19 protein-coding genes are annotated in these 19,670 nt (G+C 58.7%); 9 read left to right on the top strand and 10 right to left on the bottom strand.

The features are described 5' to 3' along the window. Positions 1-39: 39 nt before the first annotated feature. The gene (locus TU84_RS00090) at positions 40-903 is read right to left on the bottom strand and encodes an MBL fold metallo-hydrolase (RefSeq protein ID WP_048366469.1); all 864 of its coding nucleotides are present in this window, start codon (positions 901-903) and stop codon (positions 40-42) included. 93 nt (positions 904-996) lie between these two features. On the opposite strand from TU84_RS00090, the gene TU84_RS00085 reads away from it, so the two are divergent. The 3 genes from TU84_RS00085 to TU84_RS00075 all read left to right on the top strand — a co-directional run bounded on the left by TU84_RS00085 (position 997) and on the right by TU84_RS00075 (position 3,770). Continuing rightward, positions 997-1,326, top strand: coding sequence for an ArsR/SmtB family transcription factor (locus TU84_RS00085; protein ID WP_048366468.1), 330 nt, complete (start codon positions 997-999; stop codon positions 1,324-1,326). A gap of 69 nt (positions 1,327-1,395) precedes the next feature. After that, positions 1,396-2,961, top strand: coding sequence for a bifunctional protein tyrosine phosphatase family protein/NAD(P)/FAD-dependent oxidoreductase (locus tag TU84_RS00080; RefSeq protein WP_082148593.1), 1,566 nt, complete (start codon positions 1,396-1,398; stop codon positions 2,959-2,961). 8 nt (positions 2,962-2,969) lie between these two features. Continuing rightward, positions 2,970-3,770, top strand: a complete 801-nt coding sequence (locus TU84_RS00075) for a sulfite exporter TauE/SafE family protein (RefSeq protein WP_048366467.1) — start codon at positions 2,970-2,972, stop codon at positions 3,768-3,770. A 133-nt stretch (positions 3,771-3,903) separates the two neighbouring features. Here the strand turns inward: TU84_RS00075 and cueR are convergent, their stop codons facing one another. The 3 genes from cueR to TU84_RS00060 form a co-directional block, all read right to left on the bottom strand. Continuing rightward, a complete protein-coding gene (gene cueR, locus TU84_RS00070; protein WP_048366466.1) occupies positions 3,904-4,308 on the bottom strand; it encodes a Cu(I)-responsive transcriptional regulator in 405 nt (134 codons plus the stop codon). A 13-nt stretch (positions 4,309-4,321) separates the two neighbouring features. Beyond that, complete coding sequence (locus TU84_RS00065; RefSeq protein WP_088500355.1) at positions 4,322-6,715, bottom strand: heavy metal translocating P-type ATPase; 2,394 nt, start codon at positions 6,713-6,715, stop codon at positions 4,322-4,324. 90 nt (positions 6,716-6,805) lie between these two features. Then, on the bottom strand, positions 6,806-7,186 hold the full coding sequence (locus TU84_RS00060) for a hypothetical protein (RefSeq protein ID WP_048366465.1): 381 nt from the start codon (positions 7,184-7,186) through the stop codon (positions 6,806-6,808). A gap of 146 nt (positions 7,187-7,332) precedes the next feature. On the opposite strand from TU84_RS00060, the gene TU84_RS00055 reads away from it, so the two are divergent. Together TU84_RS00055 and TU84_RS00050 are read left to right on the top strand one after the other, a co-directional pair. Next, positions 7,333-7,533 (top strand): heavy-metal-associated domain-containing protein, encoded by a 201-nt coding sequence (locus tag TU84_RS00055; protein WP_048366464.1) that lies wholly within the window; start codon positions 7,333-7,335, stop codon positions 7,531-7,533. 159 nt (positions 7,534-7,692) lie between these two features. Then, positions 7,693-8,889 (top strand): multidrug effflux MFS transporter, encoded by a 1,197-nt coding sequence (locus TU84_RS00050; RefSeq protein ID WP_048366463.1) that lies wholly within the window; start codon positions 7,693-7,695, stop codon positions 8,887-8,889. 1 nt (position 8,890) lies between these two features. Here TU84_RS00050 and TU84_RS26245 read toward each other — a convergent pair whose 3' ends face one another. Continuing rightward, positions 8,891-9,061, bottom strand: coding sequence for a hypothetical protein (locus TU84_RS26245; protein WP_164488133.1), 171 nt, complete (start codon positions 9,059-9,061; stop codon positions 8,891-8,893). A 121-nt stretch (positions 9,062-9,182) separates the two neighbouring features. After that, a complete protein-coding gene (locus TU84_RS00045) occupies positions 9,183-10,196 on the bottom strand; it encodes a zinc-binding alcohol dehydrogenase family protein (protein WP_048366462.1) in 1,014 nt (337 codons plus the stop codon). 118 nt (positions 10,197-10,314) lie between these two features. Here TU84_RS00045 and TU84_RS00040 point away from each other — a divergent pair, with 118 nt between their 5' ends. Continuing rightward, positions 10,315-11,229 (top strand): LysR family transcriptional regulator, encoded by a 915-nt coding sequence (locus TU84_RS00040; RefSeq protein ID WP_048366461.1) that lies wholly within the window; start codon positions 10,315-10,317, stop codon positions 11,227-11,229. A gap of 75 nt (positions 11,230-11,304) precedes the next feature. Here TU84_RS00040 and TU84_RS00035 read toward each other — a convergent pair whose 3' ends face one another. After that, positions 11,305-12,258, bottom strand: a complete 954-nt coding sequence (locus TU84_RS00035) for an adenosine deaminase (RefSeq protein WP_048366460.1) — start codon at positions 12,256-12,258, stop codon at positions 11,305-11,307. A 224-nt stretch (positions 12,259-12,482) separates the two neighbouring features. On the opposite strand from TU84_RS00035, the gene TU84_RS00030 reads away from it, so the two are divergent. After that, positions 12,483-13,568, top strand: a complete 1,086-nt coding sequence (locus TU84_RS00030; protein ID WP_048366459.1) for a calcium:cation antiporter — start codon at positions 12,483-12,485, stop codon at positions 13,566-13,568. Positions 13,569-13,604: 36 nt separating this feature from the next. Here the strand turns inward: TU84_RS00030 and TU84_RS00025 are convergent, their stop codons facing one another. The 3 genes from TU84_RS00025 to TU84_RS00015 all read right to left on the bottom strand — a co-directional run bounded on the left by TU84_RS00025 (position 13,605) and on the right by TU84_RS00015 (position 16,338). Continuing rightward, the gene (locus TU84_RS00025; RefSeq protein ID WP_048366458.1) at positions 13,605-14,288 is read right to left on the bottom strand and encodes an SDR family oxidoreductase; all 684 of its coding nucleotides are present in this window, start codon (positions 14,286-14,288) and stop codon (positions 13,605-13,607) included. A 482-nt stretch (positions 14,289-14,770) separates the two neighbouring features. Next, a complete protein-coding gene (locus TU84_RS00020) occupies positions 14,771-15,373 on the bottom strand; it encodes an IMPACT family protein (RefSeq protein ID WP_048366457.1) in 603 nt (200 codons plus the stop codon). Positions 15,374-15,417: 44 nt separating this feature from the next. Next, the gene (locus tag TU84_RS00015; protein WP_048366456.1) at positions 15,418-16,338 is read right to left on the bottom strand and encodes a LysR family transcriptional regulator; all 921 of its coding nucleotides are present in this window, start codon (positions 16,336-16,338) and stop codon (positions 15,418-15,420) included. A 123-nt stretch (positions 16,339-16,461) separates the two neighbouring features. Between TU84_RS00015 and TU84_RS00010 the strand changes: the two genes are divergently transcribed. Further along, on the top strand, positions 16,462-17,811 hold the full coding sequence (locus tag TU84_RS00010; RefSeq protein WP_048366455.1) for an omega-aminotransferase AptA: 1,350 nt from the start codon (positions 16,462-16,464) through the stop codon (positions 17,809-17,811). An 81-nt stretch (positions 17,812-17,892) separates the two neighbouring features. Beyond that, a complete protein-coding gene (locus TU84_RS00005; RefSeq protein WP_048366454.1) occupies positions 17,893-19,386 on the top strand; it encodes a CoA-acylating methylmalonate-semialdehyde dehydrogenase in 1,494 nt (497 codons plus the stop codon). Positions 19,387-19,670 lie beyond the last annotated feature (284 nt).

Here is a 19,670-nt window from a genome sequence, read left to right as displayed (position 1 = left end):
AAAATCCGGCCTTGGCCGGATTTTTTATGCCCGCCATTTTTAAAACCGGTTGAGCGGGATTTTCAGGCTGCGCAGGCCGCTTTCATCGGCGGGCGGCAGGTTGCCGGCGCGGATGTTGACCTGGATGGCCGGGATCAACAGGGCCGGTACGCCCAAGGTGGCGTCGCGGGTGGTGCGCATGTCGACAAAGTCGGCCAGTGGCACGCTGTCGTTCACGTGGATATTGCGCGCCCGCTGCTCGCCCACCGTGGTCGACCACGAGGCTTCGCGCCCGGCGGGCGGGTAGTCGTGGCACATCAACAGTCGGGTATCGGCCGGCAAACTCAGCAGGCGCTTGATGGAGTGATACAACTGCTGCGCATCGCCCCCCGGAAAGTCGCAACGCGCGGTGCCGACATCCGGCATGAAAAGGGTGTCACCGACAAAGATGCTGTGGTCTTCGAGCTGGTAGGCCATGTCGGCTGGCGTGTGCCCCGGCACATGGAGCGCGCGCACGTGCAGGCGGCCAATGTGGAACACCTCGTCCGGCTCGAATAAATGGTCGAATTGCGAGCCGTCGAGTCTGAACTCAGGCTCCAGGTTGTAGATATCGCGAAACACGCCCTGGACTTGGGTAATCGCCGAACCAATGCCGATGTGCCCGCCGAGCTTTTGCTTGAGGTAGGCGCTGGCTGATAAATGATCCGCGTGGGCGTGGGTCTCCAGCAACCACTGCACCTTGAGGCCGTGGGCTTCTACAAACCGGATGATGCTGTCGGCGCTGTCAGTACTGATGCGTCCGGCGGCAGCGTTGTAGTCGAGCACCGGGTCAATGATGGCGCACTCGCTACCGTCTGCTTCGTACACCACGTAGCTCACGGTTGAGGTGTTGGGGTCGTAGAAACCTTGAATGTCGGCGTGCATGAAGGGCCTCACGTGAATCAAAAGATATTTCAATATATTGAAACATATATTATCGAGACGTAGACTGTCGACCATTACGTCACGGAGCTCTCCATGTCTGCCCAACTCACCAGTGAAGAGATCGGCCTTCTGCGCGATTCTGCGTCTAAAGCCTGCACCCTTCTCAAAGCCCTTGCCAATGAAGACCGGCTGCTGTTGCTGTGCCAGCTGACGCAAGGCGAACGTAATGTCGGTGAGCTTGAAGACCTGACCGGGATCCGCCAGCCCACCTTGTCGCAACAGCTCGGCGTGTTGCGCGATGAAGGCATGGTCAACACCCGGCGCATGGGGAAATATATTTACTATTCCCTCGCCAGTTTCGAAGTGGTGTCTGTGATGCAAACGTTGTCGGGTCTGTATTGCGGTCAAGCGCTGAAGAAGTGATGCGGGCCATTGCCTGCGACGTTCACCGCCCCCTTATTCCATTCATTTTTGTTGTGCCTGGAGTGCCCAATGGAGCAAAACATCAAGCGAATCGACGCCACGTTCTCGGTGTCTGGCCAGCTCGCGCCGTCTGACCTCCAAGCCTTGCCCGCACTGGGTTTTCGCAGTGTGGTGTGCAACCGCCCCGATCATGAAGGCGGCCCCGAGCAACCCGAGCACGGCGCCATGCAGCAGGCCGCCGAGGCGTTGGGGCTGCGTTTTGCTTATTTGCCGGTGCAGACCACTGGAGCAACCGCGGAACAGGCGCAACAACTGCGTGAGTTGCTGGCGGAGTTGCCCAAGCCGGTGTTGGCGTTTTGCCGCACGGGCAATCGCTCTTCAAAACTCTATGAGGCCGCGACCCAAGGCGCCCGTGAAGTGCGCCAGTTTGATGTGGTTGTGGTGGGCGGCGGCTCGGCCGGGCTGTCGGTGACGGCAAGCTTGTTGAAGCGCGACGCGTCTTTGCGCATCGCCGTTATCGAGCCCAATACCGAGCACTACTATCAGCCCGCGTGGACTCTGGTGGGCGGCGGTGCCTACGACGTGCGAGACACGGTGCGGCCCACCGGCGAGGTGATGCCCAAAGGGGCGCAGTGGGTGAAGGCGTCGCTGTGTGCGTTTGCACCGCAGCGCAAGGTGGTGCTGCTCAGTGATGGCACAGAGCTGGGTTATCAGCAGTTGATTGTGTGCCCTGGCTTGCAACTGGCCTGGGAGAAGATCGAAGGCCTGGAAGAAACCCTCGGCAAACATGGCGTAACGTCCAATTACCGGCATGATCTGGCGCCCTACACCTGGGAGCTGGTGCGCTCGCTGCGCGGCGGCAAGGCGCTGTTCACGCAACCGGGGATGCCGATCAAGTGTGCCGGTGCGCCGCAAAAAGCGATGTATCTGTCGTGTGATTACTGGCGCAAGCAGGGCGTGCTGGCGTCGGTTTCGGTGGAGTTCAACCTGGCGGGTGCGGCGTTGTTTGGCGTCCCGACCTTTGTCCCGCCGTTGATGAAATACGTGGAAGCCTACAAGGCGCAATTGGCGTTCCAGTCCAATCTGGTCAAGGTCGACGGCCCGAACAAGACCGCCTGGTTTGATGTGACCGGTGCCGACGGACAGGTCACGCGGGTCGAAAAGCGCTTCGACATGCTGCATGTCGTGCCGCCGCAACAAGCGCCGGACGTGATCCGTCGCAGCGAGCTGGCCGACAAGGCGGGCTGGTTTGAAACCGACCCGGCCACCTTGCAGCATCCGCGCTACCCCGAGATTTTTGCGGCGGGCGATGTGTGCGGCACCAGCAATGCCAAAACGGCGGCGGCAGCGCGCAAGCAAGTCGTGGTGGTGGCGGACAACCTGATTGCCCTGCGCCATGGCCGTGCATTGCCCAAGCGTTATGACGGTTATGGCTCATGCCCGCTGACGGTCGAAAAAGGCAAAGTGATTCTGGCCGAGTTCGGTTATGGCGGAAAACTCCTGCCTACATTTCCGATGGATCCTACCGTGCCAAGACAGTCTGCCTGGTTCCTGAAGGCAACATTACTGCCCTGGTTCTACTGGCAAGGAATGCTCAAAGGGCGTGAATGGTTTACTGACTGCAAGCCGGACTGAGTTCAACCATGCTGATTATGATCTTGGGCGCGCTGGTGGGCTTGTTGTTGGGGCTGACTGGCGCGGGCGGCGGCATTTTGGCCATACCGGCGTTGACTCTGGGCGTGGGCTGGACACTGGTTGAGGCCACGCCCGTTGCGTTATTGGCGGTGGGTGTAGCGGCGTCGGTGGGCGCCATAGACGGGTTGCGCAAAGGCTTGGTGCGCTACAAGGCGGCAGCGCTGATGGCCGGCGCCGGCTGGCTGGCGTCACCGCTGGGGCTGCACTTGGCCAAGCTGCTGCCCGGTGCGGCACTGATGGCCTTGTTTGGTGGCGTGATGGTGTTTGTCTCGGCGCGCATGTTTTTGAAAGCCCGGGCGGGCTGCCCGTCTGATGAAGACATGGAGCATAAAAACTGCCAGCTCAACCCGTCTACCGGGCACTTGAAGTGGGACCTGCGCTGCGCCACCACGTTGGCGTCGATCGGGGCCTCGGCGGGGTTGTTGACCGGGTTGCTGGGGGTTGGCGGTGGTTTTTTGATCGTCCCGGCGTTTCGCAAGTTCAGTGATGTGCCGATGCACGGGATTGTCGCCACGTCGTTGATGGTGGTGGCGCTGGTGTCTTTGGGCACCTTGGGGCATCTGGTGTATCAGGGCTTCAGCCTGTCGGAACAGGGCGTGCTGTTTATCAGCGCAACGCTGGCGGGGATGATCATCGGCCGCGTGCTGGCGCCGAAAATCTCGGGCCAGCGAATGCAACAGGGGTTTGCTGTGCTGTGTGCGGTGGTCAGCGTGTTGATGATCGGCAAAGTGTTGATGATGGTGCTGTGAGCCTTAGCTGTAGTCGCTGACGAGGAACGAAGGCTGCGATCGGCGGCGAAGCCGTCGTAAAAATGCGAGCGCTGCGCACTCGATCGCAGCCTTCGTGCCTCGGCAGCGACTACAGGGTTACAGGGTTACAGGGTTATGGGGTGCAGCACGCCCCCGACTCCAGGTCTTTAAGGATCGGGCAGTCGGGGCGGTGGTCGCCCTGGCAGCTTTCGACCAGCACCTGCAAGGTGTCACGCAGGCTGCTCAGTTCAACAATCTTTTGATTCAACGCCTCGATGTGTTGGCGCGCCAGGGCTTTTACGTCTCCGCTGGCGCGCTGGCGGTCTTGCCATAAGGTCAGCAGTTTGCCGACCTCTTCCAGTGAAAACCCCAGGTCCCGCGAACGCTTGATAAACGCCAATGTGTGCAGGTCGTCGTCGCTGTACAGGCGATAGCCGCTGTCGCTGCGGTGGGCGGGTTTGAGCAAGCCAATGGACTCGTAGTAACGAATCATTTTGGCGCTCAGGCCGCTGTGCTTGGCGGCCTGGCCGATATTCATGACAGTTGCCTCCTCATTCCAGGTCGTCTGGTTTCCAGAACTTCAGTAATAGTGCGTTGCTGACCACGCTGACGCTGGAGAATGCCATGGCCGCGCCCGCCAGTACCGGGTTGAGGAAGCCAAAGGCGGCCAGCGGAATGCCGATCACGTTGTAGACAAACGCCCAGAACAGGTTCTGGCGGATTTTTGCATAGGTTTTACGGCTGATGTCCAGGGCGGCGGGCACCAGTCGCGGGTCGCCGCGCATCAGGGTAATGCCCGCAGCCTGCATGGCCACGTCGGTGCCGCCGCCCATGGCGATACCAATGTCGGCTGCGGCCAGTGCCGGGGCGTCGTTGATGCCGTCGCCGACCATCGCCACCACGCCGGTTTTTTTCAGTTCGGCCACCGTGGCTGCCTTGTCGGCGGGCAAGACTTCGGCGTGCACGTCGGTAATACCCAGGGCTTGGGCGACCACACGGGCGCTGCCGCGGTTGTCGCCGGTCAGCAAGTGGCTGCTGATGTGGCGTGCGGTGAGTTGCTGGATCGCGGACTGCGCGCCGGTTTTAAGGGTGTCACCAAAGGCAAACAGGCCGAGCACGCGGGGCTCGGGGCTTTGTTCTGTGAGCCACGACAGGGTGCGGCCTTCGTTCTCCCAGGCGGTTGCGGAGTCTGCCAGCGAACCTGGGGTGAGGCCGGTTTCGTCGAGCAGGCGACGATTGCCCAAGGCCAGACGGCGACCTTCGAGTGTGCCGGCGATGCCACGCCCGGTCAGGGACTGGCTGTCAGCTACATCCGGCACGTTTAAGTGCCGTGCGGCGCAGGCGTCGAGTACGGCCTTGGCCAAGGGGTGTTCGCTGCCGCGTTGCAGGGCGCCTGCGGCTTGCAACAAGCGGGCTTCGTCACCGTCCAGCGCCGCCAGGTGGGCGATTTGCGGGGTGCCGGAGGTGAGGGTGCCGGTTTTGTCGAAGACCACGGCGCTGACTTCGTGTGCACGCTCCAGCGCTTCGGCGTCTTTGATCAAGATCCCGAAGCGGGCGGCCACACCGGTCCCGGCCATGATCGCCGTGGGTGTCGCCAACCCCAGCGCACACGGGCAGGCGATAACCAGCACAGCCACGGCGTTGATCAGGGCCGTTTCAATGGGGGCGCCGTAGAGCCACCAGCCGAGCAGAGTTGCGAGGGCAATCAAGAGCACCACGGGGACGAACACCTGGCTGACTTTATCCACCAGCTTCTGGATCGGCGCTTTACCGGCTTGCGCGTCTTCGACCAGGCGAATGATGCGTGCGAGGACGGTTTCGGTGCCCAGGGCCAGGGTTTTGATCACCAGACGGCCTTCGCCATTGATCGCGCCGCCGGTGACTTTATCCCCAAGCTGTTTCGGCACGGGCAGGCTTTCGCCGCTGATCAAGGCCTCGTCGGCGTGGCTTTGGCCTTCGACCACTTCACCATCCACCGGAAAACGCTCGCCGGGTTTAACCAGCACCAGGTCGTTGAGGCGCAGGTCGCTGATGGCGACGTCTTGTTCCTGGCCATCGACCACGCGCAAGGCGCGCTCCGGGCGCAGGGCTTCAAGGGCACGAATGGCGCTGGCGGTCTGGCGTTTGGCGCGGCTTTCGAGGTATTTGCCCAGCAGTACCAGCGCGATGACCACGGCCGAGGCTTCGAAGTACAGGTGCGGTGTGGTGCCGGGCGCGGCGATGGCCCATTCATACAGGCTCAGGCCGTAGCCCGCGCTGGTGCCAAGGGCGACCAGCAGGTCCATGTTGCCTGCGCCTGCTTTGACGGCTTTCCAGGCGGCACGATAAAAGCGTGCGCCCAACACAAATTGCACCGGGGTGGCGAGTACGAACTGTGCCCACGCGGGCAGCATCCAGTGAATCCCCAATGGCATCAGCAGCATCGGCAGAACCAGCGGTAACGCCAGGACAATAGCCAGCACCAACGCCCAGCGTTCGCGCTGCAAGCGCTTTTGCTGATCGTCCTGCACTGCGTGCGGGTTGTTTGCCTGGTGCAGACTGGCCGAATAGCCGGCCTGGTTAACCGCGTCGATCAGTCGGGCCGGGTCGACGTGGCCCAGCAGTTCGACGTGGGCCCGCTCGTTGGCCAGGTTGACGCTGACACGCTCGACCCCGGGGACTTTGCTGAGGGCTTTTTCCACGCGGCCTGAGCAGGACGCGCAGGTCATGCCGCCCACGTCCAGCTCCAGGCTGTGAGCTGGAACGCTGTAACCCGCTTGCTGCACGGCGTCGACCAGTGCCGCCAGGCTGTCGGCCGGGGCCTGGATACGCGCCTGCTCAGTGGCCAGGTTGACGCTGACGCTTTCAACCCCCGGCACCTTGGCCAAGGCTTTTTCCACGCGGCCGGCGCAACTGGCACAGGTCATACCGTCAATCGGCAGATCGAATTGGGTGGGCACGAGCAGTCCTCCTTAAGAAGTTATCTGTCCATAGAATCGACCTTGACCCCGTGGCAAGGTCAAGGCCACTGCTGTGGGTTATTTCGTGGCGTGTGGTCAGTATTCCAACTTGGCGGGTTTTAAGTACATGCCGTCCTTGCCCAGCGCGATCCGGTATTTGCGTACATCACCGGCTTTAAGCGTGAACTGCTGCGCGGGCGGCACCAGCATGCCGGGCAAGCAACCCGGCGCCTGACCGGGCAGCAGCTTGAGGCGAATGCCGACATTGCCGGCGGGCAAATTGAAAGACAGCGCCTGCTCTTGAAACAATCGCCCGGCCAATTGATCGTCGATGTACACCCCGACTTCGCAGCTGGTGGGGACTTCGAGGCGTTCGCGAGAAATGATCAAAACGCCGTAGTCTTGATCGGCGTTGGCCCACAGCGGCAAGGCGGCCAGGGTTAAAAAACTGACTAGGCTCAAAGCGGACCCGCGCATGGCTCGGTACCTTGTTTTTAAATCAGAAGGCATTCAGCTTGGCCGAGCCAAGGTCAGATTGCCAGTGTGCTCATGCAACGAGGGGCTTGACCTTGCCACGATGGCAAGGTGGAAGCTGTGGCCATCTCAACCAAAGGAGGCGTGTCATGCAAACGTTTACAGTGGATGGAATGACCTGTGGTGGCTGTGTTCGCGGTGTGACCAACGCGATTCAGCGCCTTGATCCGCAGTCTAAAGTCGACGTGGACCTGAAGACCAAAACGGTGAAGGTCGAGAGCTCGTTGGCAGCAAAAGACATCGTTAGAGCGATTAAAGATGCCGGTTTTGACGTGCCAGCCACGGCTTGACGCAGAAAAGCCTCGCGATCTTTTAAACGATCAAAAGATCGCGAGGCAAGCTCGCTCCTACAGGTGATTTATTAGATAGCTCGCTAACTTAATGTTCATCGTCTGCAACCACAGCTAGACTGTCGTACCGCGCTAACCGCAGTACGATTTGGACAACTGATGAACGTTAGAACTCTCCTGATTCTCGGCGCGCTCAGCGCTTTTGGGCCCTTGGCGATCGATTTCTACTTGCCTGGGTTCCCGGCGATGGCGCTAGCCTTTGCCACCGATGAAACGCACATCCAGTTGACCCTTGCGGTGTATTTCTTGGGCTTGTCCATCGGCCAACTGGCGTACGGCCCGCTGGCTGACCGCTTCGGTCGTCGTGTGCCGCTGCTGGTGGGTGTTGGCCTGTTTACCCTGGGTTCTTTGGCCTGCGCGGTTGCGCCCACGCTCGAGTGGCTGATTGGTGCACGGTTTGTCCAGGCGCTGGGCGGGTGTGCCGGGATGGTGCTGTCACGTGCGATTGTCAGTGACAAGTGCGATGCGGTGGGCTCGGCCAAGGTGTTCTCGCAGCTCATGCTGGTGATGGGCCTGGCGCCGATTTTGGCGCCGATGCTCGGCGGCCTGCTAGTTAACGTGTACGGCTGGCAGTCGATCTTTATCGCGCTGACCGGCTTCAGTGCACTGGCCGCCCTGGCGGTGGCATTGGGGTTGCCGGAAAGCTTGCCGGCCAACGTGCCGCGCCAACCGTTGTCGGGGGCGCTGCGCCAATACGGCCGTTTGCTCAAGGATCGCGAGTTCTTGGGGCATGCCCTGACGGGGGGGATCGCAATGGCCGGGATGTTTGCCTACATTGCGGGTTCACCTTTCGTCTTTATCAAGCTGTATGGCGTGCCTGCGGAACACTACGGCTGGTTGTTCGGCAGTAACGCGGCGGGCTTTATTTTGGTGGCGCAAGTGAACGCCCGGTTGCTGGCCAAGCGCCAACCGGCCTTTTTGCTGGCGCGTACGGTGTGGGTTTATCTGGCGGCAGGTGTGGCATTGCTGGGCATTAGCGCCCTGCACACCGAGCAACTGTGGCCGTTGTTGATTCCGCTGTTTATTTGCATCGCCAGTCTGGGCTGCATCATCCCCAATGCCTCTGCGTGTGCCATGAATGGGCAGGGCGCACGGGCGGGCAGTGCTTCGGCGATGCTGGGCTTTTTGCAGTTCAGTGTGGCCGCCGGTGCGGCGTCACTCGTGGGTGTTTTGCATGATGGCACGGCAATGCCCATGGCGATGGTGATCACCTTGTGCGGGGTGTTGGCCGTGACGATCGGCATGGCGACCCGCCGTGTGTATCAGGCGCGGATCGCCGCCGAGGAAACAGTCTGAATCACACTGCCATGGGTTCGGGCAGTTTGTGCGGGGCCTGCAAGCGCGATTTCAACGTATCCACAAAGGCTTTGGCCTCAGCCTTTGTGCGAAAGTTAACGGCTTGCTGGTCGATTTGAACCTGCCATTGGCAGTCAGGAGATTTTGCTAACGCCTTTATCAGGATTTTCATTGCTGGCCTCCTTTAGTTGGCAAAGGCGGCCAGTGTATGCCTGAAAGCGCCGCAAAATATGACAGGCATCAAGTCTCTGACTGACGGTTAAAAATTGACCGTTTTGGTCCCCTCGCTGTGATCAGAACCCTTCAAGGACGATTTTGCCTTTGGCCTTGCCGCTTTCCAGCAGCGCGTGTGCGCGGCGCAGGTTGGCGGCGTTGATGGTGCCAAAGTGTTCGCCCACAGTGGTGCGCAAAGTGCCCGCGTCGATCAGTTCGGCTACCCGGTTGAGCAGGGCGTGTTGCGCAATCATGTCCGGGGTTTCGAACAGTGAGCGGGTGTACATGAACTCCCAGTGCAGCGACAGGCTCTTGCGTTTGAGCTTGGTGATGTCGAAGGTTTTCGGGTCGTCGATTAAAGCAAACTTGCCTTGTGGGGCGAGGGCTTCGACCAGTTGGTCGAGGTGCTGATCGGTTTGCGTCAGGCTGGCGACATGGGTTACCGCGTCGATGCCCTGAGCTTTGAGTGCTTCGCTCAATGGCTGGGTGTGGTCGATGACCACATCGGCGCCCAGTCCGCGAACCCAGGCTTGGGTCTCGGGGCGTGATGCAGTACCGATCACCTTGAGGGCGGTCAACTGGCTGGCCAGTTGGGTCAGGATCGAGCCGACCCCGCCTGCTGCGCCGACAATCAACAGGCTTTGCTGCTCATCGTTTTTGCCTTCTTTAATAGCCAGGCGTTCGAACAACAATTCCCAGGCGGTAATGGCGGTCAGCGGCAGTGCAGCGGCTTCAGCGAAACCTAGGCTTTTTGGCATGTGCCCGACAATTCGCTCATCGACAACGTGCAACTCGCTGTTGCCGCCCGCACGGGCGATAGAACCGGCGTAAAACACTTTGTCACCGACCTTGAACAGGCTGACGTCACTGCCGATCGCCTTGACCACCCCGGCCACGTCCCAACCCAGTACTTTGGCGGCACCGCCCTCCGGCTGTGCGTTTTGGCGGACTTTGGTGTCCACCGGGTTGACCGAGATGGCTTTGACTTCAACCAACACGTCGCGCGGGCCGGCCACTGGCTCGGGCAGTTCGATGTCTTGCAGGGCGTTAGGGTCTTGGATCGGCAACGACTGGTAATAGGCGATAGCTTTCATGGGGCATGTCCTGGCAGTGAGTACGAAAAGTGAATCGATGATTAACCATTTCGCTGGGCGATAAAACCGGCTAAAACAGCAGTCTCTTTCAATGTTTTTTTGATAATGGTGGCGATGAATGCTGCGCTTCGATGACCTGCAATTGTTTGTGCGCGCTGCTGACTTGGGCAGTTTGTCGGCAGCAGCGCGGGTGATGGACTTGTCGCCAGCGGTGGCCAGTGCAGCCCTCAAGCGGATCGAAGCGCAGTTAGGGGTTCGATTGTTGGCACGTTCTACGCGCAGTTTGCGCCTGACAGCCGAGGGGCAAGGCTTTCTCGATTATGCGCGTACGGCCTTGAGCAGCCTGGATGAAGGGCGCCGCCTTTTAGCCCGTGGGCAAGACCAAGTGAGCGGGGTGTTGCAGCTATCCGCGCCGTCAGACTTTGGACGTAACCTGTTGTTGCCCTGGCTGGACGCGTTTCAGCGTGAACACCCGCAGTTGACCGTACGTCTATTGCTGGGCGACCGGATTGCCGATCTGTTTCGTCAGCCTGTGGATATCGCCCTGCGTTACGGTGAGCCAGAAGACTCCAGCCTGGTGGCGCTACCGGTTGCCACCGACAACCGCCGCGTACTGTGTGCATCACCCGACTATTTGGCGCGCCGAGGCGAGCCGCGTCAGCTTGAACATTTGCTGCAACATAACTGCCTGCTGTACATGCTTGGGACGCGCGTGCATGACCATTGGCAATTTAACGACGGTAAGCGCGAGCTGGGGCTGACGGTGAGCGGTGACCGTTTTAGTGATGATGCCGATGTGGTGCGTTTGTGGGCGATTGCCGGAGCGGGGATTGCGTACAAGTCGTGGCTGGACGTGGCGCAGGATGTGACGGCGGGCAGGCTCAAGGTGTTATTGCCGGAATTGACGTGCGAGCGTGCGCCATTGAATTTGCTGTGCGGGCATCGCGCCCAGTTGAGCAAACCGGTGAAGCTGCTGCGCGACATGCTGATTGAGCGGTGTGCGGAGTTGGCGGGGCAGCGTAGAGCCCTGTAGGAGCGAGCTTGTCTCGCGATCTTTTTAAAGGATCAAAAGATCGCGAGGCGAGCTCGCTCCTACAAGGCCGGGTTTTTACGGTTTGATCAGGCGGGCGTCGAGGCTATTTTGCGCCAGGCGCTTGGCTTGGTCCTGGGTCATGCCCAGGTCGGTGTACAGCGCGTGGAAGTTTTCGGTCACGTAACCGCCGAAATAGGCCGGGTCGTCGGAGTTGACGGTGACTTTCACGCCGCGCTCGAGCATGTCGAGAATGTTGTGTTGCGACATGTGATCAAACACGCACAGTTTGGTGTTGGACAGCGGGCACACGGTCAGCGGAATTTGCTCGTCGATGATGCGTTGCATCAAGCGCTCGTCTTCAATCGCGCGCACGCCGTGGTCGATACGCTGGATTTTCAGCAGGTCGAGGGCTTCCCAGATGTACTCCGGCGGGCCTTCTTCGCCGGCGTGGGCCACGGTCAGAAAACCTTCGTGGCGGGCACGGTCAAACACGCGCTGGAACTTGCTCGGCGGGTGGCCCATTTCTGAGCTGTCCAGGCCTACGGCGACAAATGCATCGCGAAATGGCAGTGCCTGGTCGAGGGTTTTTTGCGCTTCTTCTTCGCTCAAGTGGCGCAGGAAGCTCAGGATCAAGCCGCTGGTGATACCCAGTTGCTGTTCGCCGTCTTTGAGTGCAGCGGCGATGCCATTCAGTACCACTTCAAACGGTACGCCACGGTCGGTGTGGGTTTGCGGGTCGAAGAAGGGTTCGGTGTGAATGACGTTCTGAGCCTTGCAGCGCAACAGGTAAGCCCAGGTCAGGTCGTAGAAATCCTGAGAAGTGCGCAGTACGTCCGCGCCTTTGTAGTAGAGGTCGAGAAACTCTTGCAGGTTGTTGAAGGCATAGGCCTTGCGCAAGGTTTCAACATCGTTCCAGGGGAGGGCGACTTTGTTGCGCTCGGCCAGCGAGAACAGCAACTCGGGCTCTAGAGAACCTTCAAGGTGCAGGTGCAGTTCTGCTTTTGGCAGGGCGTTCAGCCAGTCATACATATTCGTTTTTCTCATCAGATCAGGTGCAGATGGAGGCATTCTACAGGCGTCGGACGACACAGCTTGTAAAAATGCCCCCGCCATTTGTCGCACCAACTGCGTTTAAGCGACCAGTCCGACCCTTCTAATGGCGTGCCTGTGAACTAAGGTGTAACGAAACGTTAGTGAGTTTTGGCAGTCTGTGACCTCACAACGTGTATTCGACTCTCGGCAAAAGGCCTGCGATGCTGACTTTATTGAAAGATGAAAAACTCCTCCTCCTGGCGGTGGCGATGGTCTGTGTGGCTTTCCCGCTGGAGCATTGGTTATTGGGCAGTGGCCAGGCCACGGCGCTGATCGGGGGCTTGGTCCTGATTGCGGCGATTGTCTGCGCTTCGATGCGGGTGGCGCATCATGCAGAGGTCTTGGCTGAAAAGGTCGGCGACCCTTATGGGACGATGATTCTTACGCTGTCTGCGGTGCTGGTAGAAGTGGTCATCCTGGCCATCATGATGAGCAACGAGCCGTCGCCAACACTGGTACGTGACACGATTTATTCGGCGGTGATGCTCGATATCAACGGCATCCTCGGTTTAGCTGCGCTGATGGGCGGGATCAAACATGGTGAGCAGTCCTACAACGACGATTCGGCCCGCACGTACAGCGTGATGATTCTGACCGCCATGGGTGTGTCGATGGTGGTGCCGGAATTTATCCCTGAGGCCGACTGGAAAATTTACTCCGCCTTCACCATTGGCGCGATGGTGCTGCTGTATGCGGTGTTTTTGCGCATGCAGGTGGGGCCGCATAGTTACTTTTTCAGTTACAGCTACCCGGAGAAAAAAGGCCGCAAGCGCGAGCCAGAAGGGACGCCGACCAATGTAAAGCTGTCGATCGCCATTCTTGGCTTGGGCGTGATTGTGATCGGTGCGCTGGCGGAGGTGATGTCCAAGGCGCTGGACCTTGGCCTTGAGGGGACGGGCGCGCCGCCGGTAATGACGGCAATTGTGGTTGCGGCCATCTCGGCGGCACCGGAAATTCTGACGGCGCTACGGGCCGCGTTGGCCAACCGCATGCAATCGGTGGTGAATGTGGCCTTGGGCGCTTCGTTGTCCACGGTGATTTTGACGGTGCCTGCCATGGAGGCGATGGCGCTATATACCGGCCAGCCCTTCCAGATGGCGATGACCCCGGTGCAGACGGTGATGGTGCTGATCACGCTGGTGGTGTGTGCGATCAATTTGAATGACGGTGAGACCAATGCCATTGAGGGCATGACGCATTTCGTGTTGTTTGCCACGTTCATCATGTTGTCGCTGCTGGGGCTTTAAGCGATGGGCAGCCTGTGACGGCTGCCCTTCATACGGCTACCAGGGAATGGTCTGACCCTTGTAGTCGATATAGTGATGACCGCCTTTACCGGCATACGCATAGAGCTGTTCGACGATGCCGCGGATGCTGGTGTCGACGTCAATGTCGCCGGTGCCGCCGGTCAGGTCGGTTTTGACGACGCCCGGGTGGATGGAAAGCACGGTTGGTCGCGGCTCCGGGAGTTGCGTCACAAAGGTGTTGGTCAATGAATTGAGCGCGGCCTTGCTGGCTTTGTAGAGTGCAAGATACGGGGCGTTGGGATTGGTGATGCTGCCCAGCCTTGAGCTCATGAATGCCAGAACGCCATTGTCCTTCTTGATGTTGCCGACAAAGGCTTGAGCCACGTTAACGGGCGCCACGCTGTTGGTCAGGAACAATTGGCCAATGTCGGCGAGACTGGCGGCCCCGGAGGTTTGATCGTCCGGGCCTTTGATGCCGGCGTTAATAAAAACCAGGTCAAATACGTCTGCGCTCAAGCGCTGGTGCAGGGCGTTGATGGCTTGCAGGTTGTCGATGTCGAGTTGCTCGACCTGCACGTTATCCAGTTTTTTTAATGCCTCTGCGCGCTGAGGGTCACGAACGGTTGCGGTTACCTGCCAGCCGTCATGGGAAAGCGCTGTCACCAGTCCCAGACCCAGCCCACGTGAGGCGCCTACGATTAGTGCTTTTTTTGCTGCCATGAATTCGCCCTCTTTAGCGTTAAGGAAGTCACCGTTAGCTGTTTTTACGCCTTCCCTGTGCGAGTGCCCAGCGCTTGTGTGTGCGCTCTCATCAAATGGTGAGTAGGAACGATAGGCAGGCAGAGGTCAGGTGATGGTCTTGAATGACTGTAATTGATTAAAAAACGCACAAGATTAAGTAAGCGTTATGGGGGCTGAATCGCCGGGGACTTTGCACGGGTTATCCACAGGTTGTTCCACAGTATCTGTGCGCAACTTGAATGCACCGGTATAAGCACTGCATCCCTTTGTTCTAACCGCGATATGCAGCGCTAAAGTATTGTTTTATCTGTGTTTTTCGTAAAGCGTTGCTGATTTGGATAAAAAACGTACAAATGGCTGAAAGGCCCGTAATAAAAGGGCTGTAGCCGAGTGTGCTCAGGTTATCCACAGTTGGGTGCACAGTGATTGTGGGCAAGTGGTGAGCCGCAGGTTATTCACGCTTACGCGTCGCTGTGTGGGGTGTCCCGGTGCAACAGGATTCTGCCGCGACTGATGCCGGCCAACTGTTGCTGCAGAGCAGCAATGTGCTCTTCGCCCAGCTCCAGCTGTAAATCAACCCCGTTAGCGGTAAAGGTTTCTTGGGTGAGCAGGCCATCCAGTTCGGCCAGACGCAATTTAACCAAGGCCAGTTCACTGAAATGGCAGGTGCACTGCAGGGGGACGCGGCTGATGAGCGGGAGTTTCTCTGCCCCTTGCAGGCATTTGTTGGCGCCACCGCCATAGGCGCGCGCGAGCCCGCCGGTGCCCAGTTGGATGCCGCCGTACCAGCGGATAACCAGCACCACGACTTGATCGCAGTCTTGCGACTCAATCGCTGACAGGATCGGCCGCCCTGCGGTGCCGCCGGGTTCGCCATCATCGCTGCTGCGGTATTGAGCGCCAAGTTTCCAGGCCCAGCAGTTGTGGGTGGCGTTGAGGTCGCTGTGTTGTTCGATGAAGTCTTGGGCTTGCTGGGCGCTGGTAATCGGGGCGGCCAGTGTGATGAAGCGGCTTTTGCGGATTTCTTCACGGTATTCGCAAAGGCCGGTGAGGGTCGAGGGCATGTGGTTTCCGAACATTGGCTGGAGGCTTGAGGCCGCCTTTTACGTTAGCGCGTCGCTTCCAGGCTCTCAAGGAAACTTTCCAGCACCAGGTGTGGCCGTCGGCCTTTGCGGGTGACCGAGGCGAGGCTTAAGTCATAAAAACGTGTTTTGGCTTTCAAGGCGCGCAGGCGGCCTTGCTGTACCCAGAAGCTGGCGTAGTGATCGGGCAGGTAGCCGATGTAGCGCCCGGTCAAAATCAAGAACGCCATGCCTTCTCGGTCGGATGCGCTGGCGGTGCAGTTGAGTGCCTGGTAGTGCGCCTGGATGTCGGCTGGCAGGCGAAAGGTCGGGGCAATGGCGTCCTGGTCATTGAGGCGCTGGTCTTCCAGTTGCCGGTCATCGACATAAAACAGCGGGTGGCCGACGGCGCAGTAAAGCAGTGAGCGCTCGCTGTACAGTGGCTGATATTCAAGCCCGGAGAGTGCGCTGGCCTGGGGAACGACGCCTACATGCAGGCGGCCGTCGAGAACGCCTTGTTCCACTTCGTTGGGGGCGATCATACGAATGTGGATTTGCACGTCAGGTCCGCGTTCCTTGAGTTGTGCCAGCGCATGGGTGATACGCATGTGGGGCAGGGTGACCAGGTTGTCGGTGAGGCCAATGGTCAACTCACCGCGCAGGTGCTGGTGCAGGCCGTTGACCTCGGTACGAAAACTTTCCAGTGCACCTAATAACTGCAGCACTGACTGATACACCTCGCGGCCTTCTTCTGTCAGGGAGAACCCGGCGCGACCCCGTTGGCACAGACGTAAACCGAGGCGTTGTTCGAGGTCGCTCATCTGTTGGCTGATGGCCGAGCGACCAATCCCGAGCACGGTTTCTGCGGCTGAAAAACCACCGCATTCGACAACGCTGCGAAAGATCCGGAGCAATCGAATATCAAAGTCGCTGACTTGTGCCAGTGCATCGGGACGACGGGTGCTCATAGTTTAGTCCGGGCCTAACTAAAGGTTAGAAGAGTTGGATTTCATCGACTTTATAGCCGTGGCAATTTAGCTGCAACAACGCTTTCAATCCCACGCCGCTTTCTGCTTTGCGAGGTTTTGCCGATGAACATGCCCGAAAATGCTGAAATCTCAGTGACTAGCCAGCTCAAGCTGGATGCTCATTGGATGCCTTACACCGCTAACCGTAACTTCCATCGCGACCCACGTTTTATCGTTGGCGCGAAAGGTAGTTATCTGACGGACGATAAAGGTCGGCAAATCTACGATTCGCTGTCAGGTCTGTGGACCTGTGGTGCAGGTCATACCCGCACAGAAATCCAGGAAGCAGTGGCCAAGCAACTGGGCACCCTCGATTATTCGCCTGCGTTCCAGTACGGGCACCCGCTGTCATTCCAGCTGGCAGAGAAAATCACCTCGCTGACCCCCGGTAATCTGAACCACGTGTTTTTCACTGACTCGGGTTCTGAGTGTGCGGATACCGCGGTGAAGATGGTGCGGGCTTACTGGCGTTTGAAAGGCCAGTCGACCAAGACCAAGATGATTGGCCGTGCCCGTGGTTACCACGGGGTGAACATTGCCGGCACGAGCCTGGGCGGTGTGAACGGTAACCGTAAGCTGTTTGGCCAGGCGATGAGTGATGTTGATCACTTGCCGCACACGCTGTTGGCGAGCAACGCGTTCTCACGCGGCATGCCGGAGCAGGGTGGTATTGCGCTGGCTGATGAGCTGCTCAAGCTGATCGAGTTGCATGACGCGTCGAATATCGCGGCGGTGTTTGTGGAGCCTATGGCAGGTTCGGCCGGTGTGCTGGTGCCGCCTCAGGGTTATCTGAAACGTCTGCGTGAAATCTGCGATCAACACAACATCCTGTTGGTGTTCGATGAGGTGATCACCGGGTTTGGTCGTACAGGCTCGATGTTTGGTGCTGACAGCTTCGGCGTAACTCCGGACTTGATGTGTATTGCCAAGCAAGTGACCAACGGCGCGATCCCGATGGGCGCGGTGATTGCCACCACTGAGATCTATCAGACGTTCATGAATCAGCCGACGCCTGAATACGCGGTTGAATTCCCACACGGCTATACCTATTCGGCTCACCCTGTGGCCTGTGCTGCGGGCCTGGCTGCGCTGGATCTGCTGCAAAAGGAAAATCTGGTGCAGAGCGTTGCTGAAGTCGCGCCGCACTTTGAGAATGCGATCCATGGTTTGAAGGGCGTGAAAAACGTCATCGACATTCGTAACTATGGCTTGGCGGGTGCCATTCAAATTGCCCCGCGTGATGGTGACGCAATTGTTCGTCCATTTGATGCGGCGATGAAATTGTGGAAGGCGGGTTTCTACGTACGCTTTGGTGGCGACACTCTGCAGTTCGGCCCAACCTTTAATAGCAAGCCGCAAGACCTGGATCGTTTGTTCGATGCAGTCGGTGAAGCGCTGAACCAGATTGACTGATCCTTCTATCTATAGAAGCGGTTTTGGGAATAGAGGCAGGCGCGCAGCGTTCGCGCCTGTGGACAACTTTTTGGAGCACCCATGAGCACCATTCAACATTTCATCAATGGCGAATTTCTGAGCGACTCTGGTCGTACCGCTGATGTGTTTAACCCGTCGACCGGTAAAGTGATTCATCAAGTGCCGCTGGCCAGTCGTGAAACCATTCAAAAAGCCATCGACTCAGCCAAGGCTGCTTTCCCGGCCTGGCGCAATACGCCACCGGCCAAGCGTGCTCAGGTGATGTTCCGCTTCAAGCAGTTGCTGGAGCAGAACGAAGCGCGCATCTCCCAGTTGATCAGCGAAGAACACGGCAAGACCCTGGAAGACGCTGCGGGTGAACTGAAGCGCGGGATTGAGAACGTTGAGTTTGCGTGCTCTGCGCCAGAAATCCTGAAGGGTGAATACAGCCGTAACGTAGGACCGAACATTGACGCATGGTCGGATTTCCAACCGCTGGGTGTGGTTGCAGGCATTACGCCTTTCAACTTCCCGGCCATGGTTCCGCTGTGGATGTACCCGCTGGCGATTGTGTGCGGTAACTGTTTCATCCTCAAACCGTCGGAACGCGATCCAAGCTCGACTTTGTTTATTGCACAGTTGCTGCATGAAGCCGGTCTGCCCAAGGGCGTGCTGAGCGTGGTGCATGGTGACAAAGGCGCTGTGGATGCGTTGATTGAAGCGCCGGAGGTTAAAGCGCTGAGTTTTGTGGGTTCAACGCCGATTGCTGAATACATTTATGCCGAAGGCACCAAGCGCGGCAAACGTGTGCAGGCGCTGGGCGGGGCGAAGAACCACGCGGTGCTGATGCCGGATGCGGATCTGGATAACGCTGTGAGTGCACTGATGGGGGCGGCCTACGGTTCTTGCGGCGAGCGTTGCATGGCCATTTCGGTTGCGGTGTGTGTTGGCGATCAGGTTGCTGACGCGTTGGTGGCCAAGCTGGTACCGCAAATCAAGGGGCTGAAAATCGGTGCTGGCACCTCGTGCGGTCTGGACATGGGGCCTTTGGTCTCGGGGCAGGCGCGTGACAAGGTCAGCGGCTATGTCGAGGATGGTGTTGCTGCCGGTGCAGAACTGGTCGTCGATGGTCGCGGCTTGAGCGTCAAGGATCACGAAGATGGCTTCTTCCTGGGCGGCTGCCTGTTTGATCGTGTGACGCCACAGATGCGCATCTATAAAGAAGAGATCTTTGGTCCAGTGCTGTGCATCGTGCGGGTGAATAGCCTGGAAGAGGCGATGCAACTGATCAACGATCACGAATACGGTAACGGTACCTGCATCTTCACCCGTGATGGTGAGGCGGCTCGCCTGTTCTGCGACGAGATCGAAGTGGGGATGGTCGGGGTTAACGTTCCGTTGCCAGTGCCTGTGGCTTATCACAGTTTTGGCGGTTGGAAGCGTTCTCTGTTTGGTGACCTGCATGCCTATGGTCCGGACGGTGTGCGGTTTTATACGCGCCGCAAGGCGATCACTCAGCGTTGGCCGCAACGTGCCAGCCATGAAGCGTCGCAGTTTGCATTCCCGAGTCTGTAAGTTGGGTTGCAGCTGTATATAGAAGAAGAGAGGCCAGCCGTTAGGCTGGCCTCTGCTTTTATGGCTTTTGGCGCGTTGTGACAGAATTATGAATTTAGGGCTTGACTCAGATTATTAGCGGCCTATAATTCGCACCACTTCCGGCGCAGTCGAAACGGAAAACTCCTTGAATATCAATGAGTTGGATGGTTTTGACGATGCCAGCTTCAGTTCATCGAAGCAGGAAATGAGGTGTTGACAGCAGCGTGTAACGCTGTAGAATTCGCCTCCCGCTAACGAGAGAT

The sequence above is a fragment of the Pseudomonas helleri genome (assembly GCF_001043025.1).
GTDB lineage: Bacteria > Pseudomonadota > Gammaproteobacteria > Pseudomonadales > Pseudomonadaceae > Aquipseudomonas > Aquipseudomonas helleri.
This window is presented reverse-complemented; position numbering and strand designations above follow the sequence as displayed.

Bases quoted from the DNA above. Each gene is read 5' to 3' on its own strand.
- TU84_RS00025 (WP_048366458.1), bottom strand. From the start codon at position 14,288: ATGGCAGCAAAAAAAGCACTAATCGTAGGCGCCTCACGTGGGCTGGGT.
- TU84_RS00060 (WP_048366465.1), bottom strand. From the start codon at position 7,186: ATGCGCGGGTCCGCTTTGAGCCTAGTCAGTTTTTTAACCCTGGCCGCC.
- TU84_RS00085 (WP_048366468.1), top strand. From the start codon at position 997: ATGTCTGCCCAACTCACCAGTGAAGAGATCGGCCTTCTGCGCGATTCT.
- TU84_RS00030 (WP_048366459.1), top strand. From the start codon at position 12,483: ATGCTGACTTTATTGAAAGATGAAAAACTCCTCCTCCTGGCGGTGGCG.
- TU84_RS00010 (WP_048366455.1), top strand. From the start codon at position 16,462: ATGAACATGCCCGAAAATGCTGAAATCTCAGTGACTAGCCAGCTCAAG.
- TU84_RS00045 (WP_048366462.1), bottom strand. From the start codon at position 10,196: ATGAAAGCTATCGCCTATTACCAGTCGTTGCCGATCCAAGACCCTAAC.
- cueR (WP_048366466.1), bottom strand. From the start codon at position 4,308: ATGAATATCGGCCAGGCCGCCAAGCACAGCGGCCTGAGCGCCAAAATG.
- TU84_RS00055 (WP_048366464.1), top strand. From the start codon at position 7,333: ATGCAAACGTTTACAGTGGATGGAATGACCTGTGGTGGCTGTGTTCGC.
- TU84_RS00075 (WP_048366467.1), top strand. From the start codon at position 2,970: ATGCTGATTATGATCTTGGGCGCGCTGGTGGGCTTGTTGTTGGGGCTG.
- TU84_RS00035 (WP_048366460.1), bottom strand. From the start codon at position 12,258: ATGTATGACTGGCTGAACGCCCTGCCAAAAGCAGAACTGCACCTGCAC.
- TU84_RS00020 (WP_048366457.1), bottom strand. From the start codon at position 15,373: ATGCCCTCGACCCTCACCGGCCTTTGCGAATACCGTGAAGAAATCCGC.
- TU84_RS00080 (WP_082148593.1), top strand. From the start codon at position 1,396: ATGGAGCAAAACATCAAGCGAATCGACGCCACGTTCTCGGTGTCTGGC.
- TU84_RS26245 (WP_164488133.1), bottom strand. From the start codon at position 9,061: ATGAAAATCCTGATAAAGGCGTTAGCAAAATCTCCTGACTGCCAATGG.
- TU84_RS00050 (WP_048366463.1), top strand. From the start codon at position 7,693: ATGAACGTTAGAACTCTCCTGATTCTCGGCGCGCTCAGCGCTTTTGGG.
- TU84_RS00090 (WP_048366469.1), bottom strand. From the start codon at position 903: ATGCACGCCGACATTCAAGGTTTCTACGACCCCAACACCTCAACCGTG.
- TU84_RS00015 (WP_048366456.1), bottom strand. From the start codon at position 16,338: ATGAGCACCCGTCGTCCCGATGCACTGGCACAAGTCAGCGACTTTGAT.
- TU84_RS00005 (WP_048366454.1), top strand. From the start codon at position 17,893: ATGAGCACCATTCAACATTTCATCAATGGCGAATTTCTGAGCGACTCT.
- TU84_RS00040 (WP_048366461.1), top strand. From the start codon at position 10,315: ATGCTGCGCTTCGATGACCTGCAATTGTTTGTGCGCGCTGCTGACTTG.